This window comes from Tersicoccus solisilvae (genome assembly GCF_014643255.1).
Lineage (GTDB): Bacteria > Actinomycetota > Actinomycetes > Actinomycetales > Micrococcaceae > Tersicoccus > Tersicoccus solisilvae.
On sequence record NZ_BMJI01000007.1, the window covers coordinates 42566 to 55543 of the forward strand.

10 protein-coding genes and 1 riboswitch are annotated in these 12978 nt (G+C 74.1%); of the genes, 1 reads left to right on the plus strand and 9 read right to left on the minus strand.

What is annotated here, in order from left to right; translation table 11 throughout:
• Positions 1-30: 30 nt before the first annotated feature.
• The 6 genes from IEX22_RS15820 to IEX22_RS07830 form a co-directional block, all read right to left on the minus strand.
• Complete coding sequence (locus tag IEX22_RS15820) at positions 31-3177, minus strand: alpha-mannosidase (RefSeq protein ID WP_229659859.1); 3147 nt, start codon at positions 3175-3177, stop codon at positions 31-33.
• A 42-nt stretch (positions 3178-3219) separates the two neighbouring features.
• Complete coding sequence (locus tag IEX22_RS07810) at positions 3220-4482, minus strand: molybdopterin-binding protein (protein WP_188667779.1); 1263 nt, start codon at positions 4480-4482, stop codon at positions 3220-3222.
• A 160-nt stretch (positions 4483-4642) separates the two neighbouring features.
• Positions 4643-5671 carry an NlpC/P60 family protein gene (locus tag IEX22_RS07815; RefSeq protein WP_229659860.1) on the minus strand — a complete coding sequence of 343 codons (1029 nt, stop codon included), beginning with the start codon at positions 5669-5671 and terminating at the stop codon, positions 4643-4645.
• Between the two features lie 124 nt (positions 5672-5795).
• A complete protein-coding gene (locus tag IEX22_RS07820) occupies positions 5796-6560 on the minus strand; it encodes a C40 family peptidase (protein WP_188667780.1) in 765 nt (254 codons plus the stop codon).
• Between the two features lie 38 nt (positions 6561-6598).
• Positions 6599-6740: riboswitch (cyclic di-AMP (ydaO/yuaA leader) on the minus strand.
• A 106-nt stretch (positions 6741-6846) separates the two neighbouring features.
• Entirely contained in the window at positions 6847-7692 is an 846-nt protein-coding gene (locus IEX22_RS07825; RefSeq protein WP_188667781.1) for a M23 family metallopeptidase, read from the minus strand.
• 529 nt (positions 7693-8221) lie between these two features.
• Positions 8222-8956 (minus strand): iron-dependent transcriptional repressor DtxR, encoded by a 735-nt coding sequence (locus tag IEX22_RS07830; RefSeq protein WP_188667782.1) that lies wholly within the window; start codon positions 8954-8956, stop codon positions 8222-8224.
• A gap of 305 nt (positions 8957-9261) precedes the next feature.
• Between IEX22_RS07830 and serC the strand changes: the two genes are divergently transcribed.
• On the plus strand, positions 9262-10386 hold the full coding sequence (gene serC, locus IEX22_RS07835) for a phosphoserine transaminase (protein WP_188667783.1): 1125 nt from the start codon (positions 9262-9264) through the stop codon (positions 10384-10386).
• Between the two features lie 48 nt (positions 10387-10434).
• On the opposite strand, the gene IEX22_RS07840 is transcribed toward serC, so the two are convergent.
• The 3 genes from IEX22_RS07840 to IEX22_RS07850 are packed head-to-tail and all read right to left on the minus strand — an operon-like array spanning position 10435 to position 12921.
• Positions 10435-11688: an MFS transporter gene (locus IEX22_RS07840; RefSeq protein WP_188667784.1), complete on the minus strand. Its 1254-nt coding sequence runs from the start codon at positions 11686-11688 to the stop codon at positions 10435-10437.
• Entirely contained in the window at positions 11685-12545 is an 861-nt protein-coding gene (locus IEX22_RS07845; RefSeq protein WP_188667785.1) for a DUF3027 domain-containing protein, read from the minus strand. Before IEX22_RS07845 ends, IEX22_RS07840 begins: the two co-directional genes overlap by 4 nt.
• Entirely contained in the window at positions 12538-12921 is a 384-nt protein-coding gene (locus IEX22_RS07850) for a cold-shock protein (RefSeq protein WP_188667786.1), read from the minus strand. The genes IEX22_RS07845 and IEX22_RS07850 overlap by 8 nt, the downstream gene beginning before the upstream one ends.
• Between the last annotated feature and the right edge of the window lie 57 nt (positions 12922-12978).

Here is a 12978-nt window from a genome sequence, read left to right on the forward strand (position 1 = left end):
CCGCGCAACGATCCGGCCCCCCGCGCGGCGTCAGGCGCGACGGAAGCGCAGGGTCACCAGGGTGAACGGATCGGCGATGACCGTGACGGTGGTGCCCTCGACCGTCACGCCACGCCGGGGCGCCACGGGGCGCTCGAGCAGGTCGGTCGCCTCCACGGCGGTGCACGCGAAGCCGGGCCGGAGCACCCCGGTGGACCGGGCGCCGTGGGCCTCGTGCAACCGCACGATCACGTCGCCGCTGCCGTCGAGGGCGAGCTTGACGGCGTCGATCACCACCCCGTCGCCGTCGAGCGCGACCAGCGGCTCGACGGCGGCACCGGCCGGGCCGGGGCGGACCAGGCCCGCCGTCGCCTGGCCCAGCCGCACCGCCGCGGGGATCCCGGCGCCGGGCGCCACCGTGACCGTGAGCCGCTGGCGGCCGCGGTCGGCGAACGGGTCGGGGAAGACCGCGGAGGTGAGCAGGGAGACCCGGGGCACGGTCGTCGTCCCACCGTCGGGCCGGACCGTGCGGGTGACGTCGTGCCCGTAACTGGAATCGTTGCCGATCGCGACGCCGTAGCCGGGCTCCCCGACGTGCAGCCAGCGGTGTGCGCAGATCTCGAACCGGGCCGCGTCCCAGGACGTGTTGGTGTGGGTGGGCCGCTGCACGTGACCGAACTGGGTCTCGGCGCTGGAGACGTCGGCGCGCAGGTCGAGGTCGAAGCCGAGCTTGAGCAGCTTCTCGTGCTCCTGCCAGTCGATGTCGTGCTCGATCCGCAGGAACGGCTCGCCCGGCTCCAGCACGAGCCGCTGCCGGATCCGCGTCGCCCCGACCGTGCGGTCGACGACGACCGCGGCGGGGCCGGTGCCGTCGGCCTCCACCGTGACGGCGTCGGCGTCCGTCAGCTCCCGCACGGTGTTGCGGTAGAAGCCGTCCAGGTCCCAGGCGTCCCACTCGTTCGGGGTGTCGCGGTGCAGGCTGAGCAGGTTGCCGCGTCCGCCCGGGGCGATGGCCTCCCGCCCGGTCGCCGCGTCCCTGAGGGAGACGACGAGCCCCCGGGCGTCGACCACGGCGCGCAGCAGACCGTTGTCCAGGACGGCGCCGCCGTCCTGCGCGGTGGCCGTCGCCGCCGGACCCGCCGGTCCGGGCGTGCCCGCCGCGAACGGGGCGATGCCGCGGACGGGGAACCCGGTCGCGTTGAACCACATCCCCCCGCCCCCCGCCGTCGTTCCCCTTCCCTCCGCCAGGTCGTCAATAGATGCACGATCCGGGCCCGATCCGGGCCCATCGTGTGCATCTATTGACGACCTGGCAGGACGGGCCGGAGGGGGATGAGGGGCCAGGGCGGCGAGGGCGGTGGCGATCAGCTCCTCGCAGGCCGCGGCGACGGCGTCGTGGTTGCGCTCCGCGTCCTGGTGCACCCAGGCGATCGAGCTGCCGGGCAGGATGTCGTGGAACTGCAGCAGCAGCACCATCCGCCACAGCCGGTCCAGCTCCGGCCCCGGGTACGGCGCCCCGGTGCGCACGGTCGCCGTCGCGCTCCACAGCTCCGCCTCGTGCAGCAGCCCCTCGCAGCGCCGGTTGCCCTGCTTCGTGCGGTGCTGGGAGGTGAACGTCGCCCGGTGCTTCTCCAGGTACAGCTCCCCGACCCACACCGGCGGGCTCGCGTACTCCGCCTCCGCACGGGTGAAGAACGACGCCGGCGTGCCGATCTCCAGGCTCGGCGCCCCCTCGAGGGAGCGCCAGCGGTGCGCCGCGGCGAGCATCAGCCGGTTCGGCCCGCCGCCGCCGTCGCCGTACCCGAAGGGGACGAGGGAGACGGTGGCCCGGCCCTTGTCCCGGAAGTTCCGCTCGGCGTGGGTCACCTCCGAGGCGAGCAGCTGCGCGTTGTACATGTCGACGGGCGGGAAGTGGGTGAACAGGCGGGTCCCGTCGAGACCCTCCCAGAGGAAGGAGTGGTGCGGGAAGGCGTTGGTCTGGTTCCAGGAGATCTTCTGGGTGAGGAACCAGCGCATCCCGGCGGCCGCGACGATCTGCGGCATCGCCGCGGAGTAGCCGAACGAGTCCGGCAGCCAGGCCTCCTGCCCGTCGACGCCGAACTCGTCGAGGAAGAACCGCTTGCCCTCGATGAACTGACGGGCCATCGCCTCCCCGCCGGGCATGGTGGAGTCCGCCTCGACCCACATGCCGCCCACGGGGACGAAGCGGCCCTCCGCCACCCGCACCCGGATCCGCTCGAACAGGTCCGGGTAGTGCTCCTTGATCCACGCGTACTGCTGGGCGGAGGAGGCGACGAACACGAAGTCCGGATCCTCGTCCATCAGGGTCAGGGCGTTGGCGAACGTCCGCGCGCACTTGCGGACCGTCTCCCGCACCGGCCACAGCCACGCCGAGTCGATGTGGGCGTGCCCGGTGGCGACGAGGTGGTGGGCCGAGGCGGACGCCGGCCTGGCCAGCACGTCCCGCAGCGTCGCGCGCCCCTCGGCCGCGGTGCCGGGGACGTCGTCCGGGTCCATCGCGTCCATCATGGCCTCGGTGGCGCGCAGGATCTCGTGCCGGCGGGGCGACTCGACCGGCAGCTCGGCCATCAGCCCGTTGAGCACCCAGCAGTCCCGGTAGAGCTCCTCGACCTCGTGGTGCACCCGGACGAGGGCGACGTCGCCGAGCACGTACCGCGGGGTCGCCGGTGCGGTGGCGGGGTCGCCCAGCGGGGTCGGCTGGAACGTCCAGCCCTGGGTCAGGTCCGGGTTGGCGGCCGCCTCGATGTACAGGTCCACCCCGGCACCGGTGCCACCCGGGTCGAGCAGCCGGCCCGGGATCACGTTGCCGCGGGGGCTGACGCCGGTCAGGACGGTGCCGTCCGGGCGCCACGCCAGTGCCTCGCACTGGAAGCCGGGCCCGTCGCCCGTGAAGCCGAGGTCGACGACGAGGGCCAGGTCGTCGAGCGGCTCGCCGTCGGGCAGGTCCGCGGTCAGGTGCAGCCAGGTCGTCGACCACGGCGTCCCCCACGGGGTGCCGGGGGTGCGTTCGGTGTAGGCGGCGGTCGCGGCGATCGCCTCGGCGGCGGGAACCGGCTCGCCCGGGACGTCCCAGCCGGTCACCGCCACGGGCCAGCGCTGCCCGTGCACGGCGGGCTCGATGCGCTGGCGCAGGAAACGGTACAGCCGTCGTTCGGTGATCTCCCGGTCGTCGTGCACGGCCTCACGCTCCTCGTCTCGTTCGCCACCCGGTCCGCCGGATCACCATGGCAGCGTGATCTCCTCGAGCACCTCACCGGTCTCCCCGCCGTCGCGGGGACAGATCAGCACGCCGTCGGCCTCGGCGAAGCCCCGCAGCATCCCGGCGGCACGCCAGCGGCTGGGCAGGGCGACACCGCCGTCGAGGGTGTACGGAATCAGCCGCGTGCGCATGCCCGCGGGAACGTCGGCGCCGAGCCGCACGTGACCCGGGCGGGGCACGGCCGCCCCGGCGAGCCCCGCCAGCAGCGGCGCAACGAGGGTGAGCATGCCGGTCATCGCGGCGAGCGGGTGCCCGGGCAACGCGACCAGCATGCGGCCGTCGGCGAGCCGGGCGAGCAGCAGCGGGTGCCCGGGCTGGACGGCGACCCCGTCGATGAGGATCTCGGCGCCGGCCGCCGCCAGGGCGCCCCGCACCTCGTGCCTGGTCGACCCGCCGGTCCCCCCGGTGGTGATCACGACGTCACCGGTGGCCTCCCGGATCTGCCGTTCGTCGGCGGCGTCGGTGCCGAGCTGGGCGAGCAGCGCCCGGTCGTCCAGGCCGACGTGGTGCATGCCGATGACGGTTCCCCCGAGCGCCGCGACGTAGGCGCCCAGCTGCGGGCCGAACACGTCCCGCACCGTTCCTGGCTCGGGCACGCCGTGCGCGGCCAGGCCGGCCCCCGTGATGACGAGCGTGACGCGCGGCCGGCGCAGGACGGCGACCATGTCGAGGCCGCACGACGCGGCCCACGCCACGTGCGCGGGGGTGAGCGTGGTCCCGCCCGTCAGGACGGTCTCCCCCGTCGTCGCCTCCTCGCCCGTGCGGCGGACGTGGTCGCCGGGGGCCGGCTCGTCCTGCTGCGCGTGGGGTGCGCGCGTGAGGCGGCCCGTCTCGTCGACGCGGCCGCGGTCGAGCACGAGGACTCCGGCCGTTCGCGCCGGCAGCAGGGCGCCGGCGCGCACGCGGACGGCCTGGCCGTCGGCGAGCGTGAGGCCGCGGACCCAGCGCATCCGGTGCAGCACCGCGTCCTCGCGGGTCCGCTCGGGACGGGATCGTTCGGGCCCGGCGTCGACCTCGAGCACCGTCCACGGGCCCGGTCCGGCGACGGCCCAGCCGTCCATCACGGCGGAGTCGACGGGAGGCACCGGGGCGACGGCGGTGACGTCGCCGGCCAGCACTCTGCCGATCGCCCGGTCCACCGGCACCGTCTCGGCCGCGAGGGGGTGGCCGCTCCGGTAGGCCAGGTCGTGGGCGCGATGCCAGGTCAGGCTCGTGTAGGGCACTGCACCCTCCGTCATCGAAGTCGGCGTCGTCCGGACCGTCCGTCCTGGCTCCGACCCTAACGCAGGGATCCGACGGCACCCGGGCAGCCCGGGGACCGGTGTCACCGACGACGACGACCCCCCGCCGAGAGGCGAGGGGTCGTCGTCGTCGGTGCGGTGATCAGCGGAGCCGGATGTACACCGGGCCGGAGCCCACGTTGGCGCTGAACTTCACGGTCTCGTTGCCGTTGAAGCCACCGTGCACGGCCTGGCCGTTGCCGAGGTACACGGCGATGTGGGCCTGCCCTCCGCCGCCGTCCGCGTAGTACAGCAGGTCGCCCGGCTGCGCCTGCGCCGCGGAGACCGTCGAGCCCAGGGACAGGTAGTCGGCCGGCCAGCCGTGGAAGTTGATGCCCACGGCCTTGAGCGCGTTGGTCACCAGCATCGTGCAGTCCTGCGTGACACCCAGCTGGGCGAGCGCGGCGTTGGCGACCGCGGCACCCTTGCCCGAGGCGGACGCCGCGGGCTGGGCCGGAGCCGCTGCCGGCTGAGCCGCAGCAGGCTGCTGCGCCGTGGCCGGCTGCGGAGTGGCCCGCTGCGCGGTCGCCTGCTGCGCCGGCTGGGGCGGGGCCGCCGCGGGCTGCACGGCGGCAGCCTCACGCTGCTGCTGCGCGGCCTGCTGCTGGACAGCCTGCTGCTGGGTGGCGACCCGTTCGGCCTGCGCCTGCTGCGCGGCGGCCTGCTCGGCCGCCCGCTGCTGGGCAGCTTCCTGCGCCGCCTGCTGCTGAGTCGCCTGCTGTTGGGCAGCTTCCTGCTGCGCCGCCTGCTGCTGCACGGCGGCCGCGCGCTGCACGGCAGCCTGCTGGGCGGCGGCCCGCTGCGCCTCCTGCGCCGCGACGGCCGGCTTGGCCTTCGGCGCCGGCTTGGAGGCGACCGGGGTGCGGGTGAAGTCGGCCTTCGCCGTGGCCGGTGCGGTGACCGCACCGACCTTCCCGGCGGCGACGGCCTGGCTGGCCGGCTGCGCGGCAGCCGGCTGCTGCGCGGTGTCGGCGTGAGCGGCGACGCCGGACACCAGGACCAGGCCCGAGGCGGCGGCCACGACCGCGGCCCGGCGACCGACCTTGCCGGACTGCAGCGTGATCGCCTGCGCCAGTGCCGTGGCCACCCGCGGGGCCGCCGAACGGTGGCGACCGGTGGAGGGAGTGGACATGCTTCTCTCTTTCAGTGTCGCGGGTCCGACCAGGGCGCCAAGGCACCCGGCGTCACTGCCGCGTCGTCGACATGGACAGCACAAACCCCCCGGTGGGCTCACCGGAGGGCTGTGCGGAAGCGGTTCAGCCGAGGGTGTAGTACCCGTCGACGCCCATCGCGTTGACCGGGTGCAGGATGGTGCCCTGGCCCGGGTTCAGCGCGCCGATCTCCATGCCGTTGCCGACGTAGATGCCCACGTGCGAGCCACCGTTGTGCACGACCAGGTCGCCCGGCTTCGGCGCCGAGGTCGGCGTCATGGCGGTCCACTGGTAGGTGCGGGGGATGCTCTGGCCGGCCTGGGCGTAGGCCCACTGCACGAAGCCGGAGCAGTCCCAGCCGGCCGGGCTGGTGCCGCCCCAGACGTAGGCGTGGCCGATGCCGGAGTAGGCGGCGGCGACGATGGACTGGTTGCCACCGGTGGACTTCGGGGTGTTCGCTGCCGGGTTGACACCGGCGGCGGGGGTCGCCGGGGCGTTGCCGGCGCCGCTGTAGCTGGCGGTCGGCGCGCTGCCGTCGCCGGCCGGGGCCGGGTTGGCCGCGGCCGCACCGTTGCCGGTCAGGCCGAAGTAGCGGTACCCGTCGGCGACGTTGGCGCCGGTCCAGGTGTAGGTGATGCCGTTGGTGGTCCAGGTGTAGTTGCCCGGAGTACCGCTGGCGGTGTAACCGGCGGTGGAGGCCTGAGCCGGAGCCGGGGTGCCGGCGGTGTCGAACGTGGCGTTGGCGTTGGCCGGCGCGACGGAGACCATGAGCAGGCCCGCGGCGGCAGCGGCGACGGCGCCGCCCCGGACGACGCCGCGGTTCTCGGCGGCGGCCTTCGAGGCGTTGGTCAGGTGGGCGCGACCGGTCATGGGGGCGCGGTGACGAGCAGTCGATGACGACATGGGTTTCCCTCTCCCTAGGTGTCTACGGGGTGAGCTGTCGGGTTCGGATGGGAGGCATCCGGCGTCCGGATCGGACACTTGACCCCAAGGCCTCGAAGGAGGCCACAAGTGGTTCCCCCGCCCCTGCCTGTGAAGCGTTTGAACGGACCGGTCCCAGAGGCAGGGTTGAACAGCCGGGACGGGGTGCGCGCCCCAGAGTGGGTCAGGCACGATGACGACCGTACCGTACTGCAACCGAAATGTCACATTCCGATCACGACCGGTGGGCAACTCCCGGCAACCACGGGAGCGGATCGACGAGCTTGCCCTGCACGAACACCTCGAAATGCAGGTGAGGGCCGGTGGAGGCGCCGGTGCTGCCGACCGCGCCCACGAGCTGGCCCTGCGCGATCCGCTGTCCCACGTGCACGTCGATGGCCGACATGTGGTTGTAGCTGGTCTTCAGCCCGTTGCCGTGGTCGATGACGACGCGGTTGCCGCCACCGTAGGCGTGCCAGCCGGCCTCCTTCACGGTGCCGGAGCCCGCCGCCTTGACGGGGGCGCCGGCCGGGGCGCCGAAGTCCTGCCCGGTGTGCATCTCGTCGAGCTGGCCCGTGATGGGACTCACCCGCTGGCCGAAGGGCGACGTCATGGTCGAGGCACTGAGCGGCGCCTGCAGTCCGGCGCGCTGCTGCGGCGTCCGGGCGGCCCGCGCGCGATCCGCCGCCTGCTTCTTCCGGGCGGCCTGCTTCGCCTTCTCCGCCGCCGTGTTCGACGCGGCGGAGGCCGCGGCCGTCTTCCGGGCGGCGCTCTGCGGGCGCGCCGGCGCGGACCCGACCGCCCCGACGCCACCGGCCTCGGCGGTCCGACCGGCACCGGCCAGGACCGAGACGGCGGTCTGGCTCGCCTCCGGCAGGGCGGCGGAGGTGGTCGGGATGATCAGCGCGAGCGCGGCACCGGCGCAGGCGACGGCGAGCCCGGTGCGGCGCAGGGCCGGCGTGCCGGCGGTGGGGGCGCGGTGGCGGCCCTCGACACCGCCGGGGCGGGACGCGGGCGGGGTACCGGTGGGGCGGCTACTCGGCGCGCGATGGCGGGCGGTGGTGTCACGGGGGGCAGACATCGGGGGGCTTCCTGTCCTGTCGAGGGGGCAGGCCAGCAGGGTCGGCGACGCGCGGGCTTCCGTGGACGGCCGCGTCCGGGCGACGGCCGGAACGGGCACGGGAGGACTCGGGCGAGCACGGGCACCGACGCGGGTAAGCGCCGAGGCGAGGTGGCACGGGGGACGGCGGAGCCGTGGATGTGCCGCAGGAACGACCGTCGCCGGACGCGGCGGCCTCCCGATCAGGGGTGACGGCGGTCCCGGGCCAGATCGTGCATCAGCTGGACTGCAACGAACGTGCGGGTCCGGGACGCGGCCGGCGACGACGGGGCACCCTGCGGGTGGTCGACCGACGCGCGGCCCGGTACGCCGGGAACCGGCTCGGCTGAGCGGTTCCCGGGAATGTGTCGGATGAGTCTCGACAGTACCGGACGGGGCCACCGGATGTCACCGATTCGTTATCAGAATCACGCGGCCCACGAGTTCACGGATCCGCCCGAGTCCGGCGCGTGACCGGGTCCGCGAGGAACGCGACGGACCGGCGGCGCCGTCAGTGGTCGGCGACGAAGATGTGGGCGGCCACGTCGTCGGCGAGCTCGAGCACCCCGTGGTCATCGGTCGCGCAGCGGACGTAACCCCCCGCCGCACTGACGCGCACACGGGCCCCGGGACGGATCCCGTACTCGTCGAGCTGGGCCAGCAGGTCGGGGTCGAACTGCACGGGCTCGGCCAGGCGGGCGATCTGCACGGTGACCTCCCCCGGTCCGCTCTCACCGCCGGCCTCACCGCCCGCGACCTCGCGACCCGCCCGGGCCACCCGGGTGGTCAACGCGGTGACCCCGTCGGTGAAGCTGCCGGCATCGGGTCCGCCGATCTCGACCAGTCCGGGGATCGGGTTGCCGTACGGGGACTCGGTCGGCTGGTGCAGCAGCCCGAGCAGGCGGCGTTCCACCCGCTCGCTCATCACGTGCTCCCAGCGGCACGCTTCCTCGTGGACGTAGGCCCAGTCCAGCCCGATGACGTCGTGGAGAAGGCGTTCGGCGAGGCGGTGCTTGCGCATCACGCCGGTCGCCCGACGGCGCCCGGAGTCGCTCAGATCGAGCCGGCGTTCCTCGGTCACGTGGACCAGGCCGTCCCGCTCCATCCGCGCCACCGTCTGGGAGACGGTCGGCCCGGAGTGGTTGAGGCGCTCGGCGATCCGCGCCCGCATGGGGACGATGCCCTCCTCCTCGAGCTCCAGGATCGTGCGCAGGTACATCTCGGTGGTGTCGATGAGGTCGGTCATCGCCCGCCTTCCTGCTCGGCCCCGGTCGTCGGTATCGGTCCCGTCCCTCTCGGTGCGAGGTGGCCGCGCGGCCATGCGCCAGGCACGGCACGGGCCCGGGGCCTCCGGAAGGACGCTTGCCATTCTAGACACAGCGGCCGGCGCCGGACCGGGCGAGCGGGACCGGCGGCGGGGTCTGCCCGGCCGTGGCCGCGACGGCTGCGGGGCGGTGTGTGACGGCGCCCGGCTGGGGCGCGGCCCCTCCCCTGGGGAACAATGGGCGCACGCCGTCCCGTCCGTTCCCCGACGCGAAATGAGCCTGCCCCGTGACTGAGCCGACCATCCCCGCCGACCTCCTGCCCGCCGACGGACGCTTCGGCGCCGGCCCGTCCAAGGTCCGGCCCGAGCAGCTCGCGGCGGTCGCCGCGGCCTCGCCCCGCGTGCTCGGCACGTCCCACCGCCAGGCCCCGGTCAAGGACCTCGTGGGGCGGCTGCGCGAGGGGCTGGCCGATCTCTTCTCGCTGCCGGAGGGCTACGAGGTGGTGCTCGGCCTGGGCGGCGCCACGGCGTTCTGGGACATCGCGGCGTTCGGCCTCGTCGACTCCCGCGCGCAACACCTCAGCTTCGGCGAGTTCAGCGCCAAGTTCGCCGCCGCGACGGACCGGGCCCCGTTCCTGGCCGCGTCCTCCATCGTCACCGCGCCCACCGGGACCCGCCCGGAGCCGACCGCCGAGGCCGGCGTCGACGTCTACGCGTGGGCCCACAACGAGACCTCCACCGGCGTCGCCGCGCCCGTGCAGCGCGTGGCGGGAGCGGACCCGGGGTCGCTCGTGCTCATCGACGGCACGTCGGCGGCGGGCGGGCTCGCCGTCGACGTCGCGCAGAGCGACGTCTACTACTTCTCCCCGCAGAAGAACTTCGCGTCCGACGGCGGCCTGTGGTTCGGCCTCTTCTCCCCCGCCGCGCTGGAGCGGGCCGAGCGGATCGCGGCGTCGGACCGCTGGATCCCCGACTTCTTCTCGCTGCCGACGGCGATCGACAACTCCCGGAAGAACCAGACGTACAACACCCCGGCCCTGATGACGCTGGTCAGCATGGACGCCCAGGTGCAGTGGATGCTCGGCCAGGGCGGGCTGGCCTGGGCGGCCGAGCGGACGGCGGACTCCGCGTCGCGGCTCTACCGCTGGGCCGAGGCGAGCGACGTCGCGCAGCCGTACGTCCAGCGCCCGGAGGACCGGTCCACCGTCATCGTCACCATCGACATCGACGAGTCGGTGGACGCGGCGCGGATCGCCGCCGTCCTGCGCGCCAACGGGGTCGTCGACGTGGAGCCCTATCGCAAGCTCGGGCGCAACCAGTTGCGCGTGGCCACCTTCGTCGCCATCGACCCCGAGGACGTCTCCGCGCTGATCCGCTGCATCGACTGGGTGCTCGGCCACCTGGCCGACTGACCGCCCCGTCACCCCCACTCCCCCTGCGCCAGGTCTTCCGGGGGCGGGTCAGCCGTGGATGGTCACGTGGAACCGGGACGTGCGGTCGAACGCGAGCCGCAGGTGCTGGCTGCGCCAGTACCAGACCAGCCCCACGACGGCGGCGCCGACCCCGGAGGCGGCACCGGCGACCAGGGCCCACGGGGGCCCGAAGCTGTCGGAGATCCACCCGACGACCGGCGCCCCCAGCGGGGTGCCGCCCATGAAGATGGCGAAGTAGAGGGCCATCACCCGGCCGCGCAGGGCCGGTTCGGTGGTCGTCTGCACGTAGGCGTTGGCCGACGTCATCACCGTCAGGGCCGTCAACCCGCAGAGGATGAGGGCGCCGCCGAACAGCACCGGGTTCGGCGCGAGCGCGGCCAGCACGCACGCCACCCCGAACAGGCCGCCGGCACCGAAGATGAAGCGCAGGCGCGGTCGTTCGCGCCGGGCGGAGGCGAGCGTGCCCACCACCGAGCCGATCGCCATCACGGAGGAGAGGACGCCGAACCCGTCGGCCTGCAGCCCGAACTGGGTGCGCGCCATGCCGGCGATGAAGACGGCGAAGTTCAGCCCGAACGTGCCGATGAGGAAGATGGCGGTCAGGACGGCGATGATGTCGCCGCGGCCCCGCACGTAGCGGAAGCCTTCCCGGATCAGGCCGCGCCCGGCCTTCGCCCGTGGCAGCACCCGCAGCTGGTCCGTCCGCAGCGCCAGGATCGCGCCGATCATGACGGCGAAGCTGATGGCGTTGAGCAGGAACACCCAGCCGGAACCGATGGCGGCGACCAGCAGGCCGGCGACGGCGGGCCCGATCATCCGCGCGACGTTGAAAGACATGCTGTTCAGCGCGACGGCGTTCGGCACGAACTCGTCACGGACCAGTTCGGAGACGACCGTCTGCCGGGCGGGCCCGTCCAGCGTGGCGACGATGCCGAGGCCGAGCGCGAAGGCGTATACGTGCCAGAGGTCGGCCGTGCCGGTGATGACCATGGTTCCCAGACCGACGGCGAGCACGGCCATGGCCGCCTGCGTGCCGATCAGCAGGTGGCGGCGGTTCATCCGATCCGCGAGCACGCCCGAGACGGGGGCGAGCAGCAGCTGCGGGCCGAACTGCAGCGCCATCACGATGCCCATGGCGGTGGCGTCCTGGTGGGTCAGCTCGTTGTAGACCAGCCAGTCCTGGGCGGTCCGCTGCATCCAGGTGCCGATGTTGGAGACGAGCGCGCCGATGCACCAGAGCCGGAAGTTGAGGAACTGGAGCGATCGGAACGTGGACCTCACGCTTCGGTGGCCTCCTCGGCCCCGTCGGCGACGGCGTCCTCGGTGTCCTCCTCGGTGCGGACGCCCTCGGCCTCGGCGGACAAGTCCGGTTCCGGCTCGTCGTCCTCCTCGCCCGGCAGCTCCCGGCCGTCCGCCTCGGGCCGGGAGAGCAGGGTGGCGTCGTCGTCGACGATCTCGGCGTCGTCCGCGGCGATCGCGGCGTCCGCCTCCCCGTCCGGCGTCGGGGTGCCTTCGGACCGGGTCTCCTCGGACGGGCCCTCCTCGACCGGGGGCTGCGCGGCGGAGGTGTCGGCGGCGGCGTCGCTGGCCGCGGCGTCGTCGGGCTGCTGGGCCGCCGTGGCATCGGTGTCGTCGGGCTGCTGCCCCTCGACCTCGTGGTCCTCGGGGCGCAACCGGTCCGCCCACGGGATCCACGGGGGCGCCAGCAGGGCTCCCTGCCCCGGCGCGAGCCCGATCTCGCACACCGTCACGGCGCGGGAACGCGGGACACGGGCGAGCACGACGAACCAGTTCCAGCCCTGGTAGCCGGGCAGCACGGAGGCGAAGGAGTGGGTGACGAGGCGTTCACCGTCGACGGTCGTCCCGGCGTGTTCGCCGAGCTGCTCGTCCCGGGCGATGTCCGCCAGCGCGGCGCGGGCGACGTCCCGCGCTGCGATCAGGACGGCGTCGGGACGCGCGGCACGGCGTCGCACCGGTCGTGCGGCGGGCACGTCCGTGCCGGCACCGTCCACCGGGGCATCCTCCACCGGGGCATCCTCCGGCAGGGTCGTCTCCGGCTCGACGGGTTCGGTGGACTCGGTGGTCGCGGCCCCGGCCGTCTCCGGCTCGGTGGGCTCGGTCGTCGAGGACTCAGGCATCGAGATCGTCAGCGACGCGGCGCAGGAGGGAAGCGACCTTGGTGGCGGACCCCTTCTCGGGGTACCGGCCGCGGCGCAGCCCGTTGGACACCTGGTCCAGCACCTTGATCAGGTCCTCGGTGATCGCGGCCATGTCCTCGGCCGGCTTGCGTGCGGCCCGGGCCACCGACGGCGGGGCGTCCACGACCCGGACCGACAGGGCCTGCGCCCCGCGCTTGCCGTCGGCGATGCCGAACTCCATCCGGGTGCCCGGCTTGACCTCCTTGTGGTCCGCCGGCAGGGCCGAGGCGTGCAGGAACACCTCCCGCCCGTCATCGGTGGACAGGAACCCGAAACCGCGGTCCGCATCGAACCACTTCACCTTGCCGAACGGCACGTCTACCTCACTCCTTCGGCGCGCGTCCCCCGCACGCCCGATCGTCACCACCGGGAC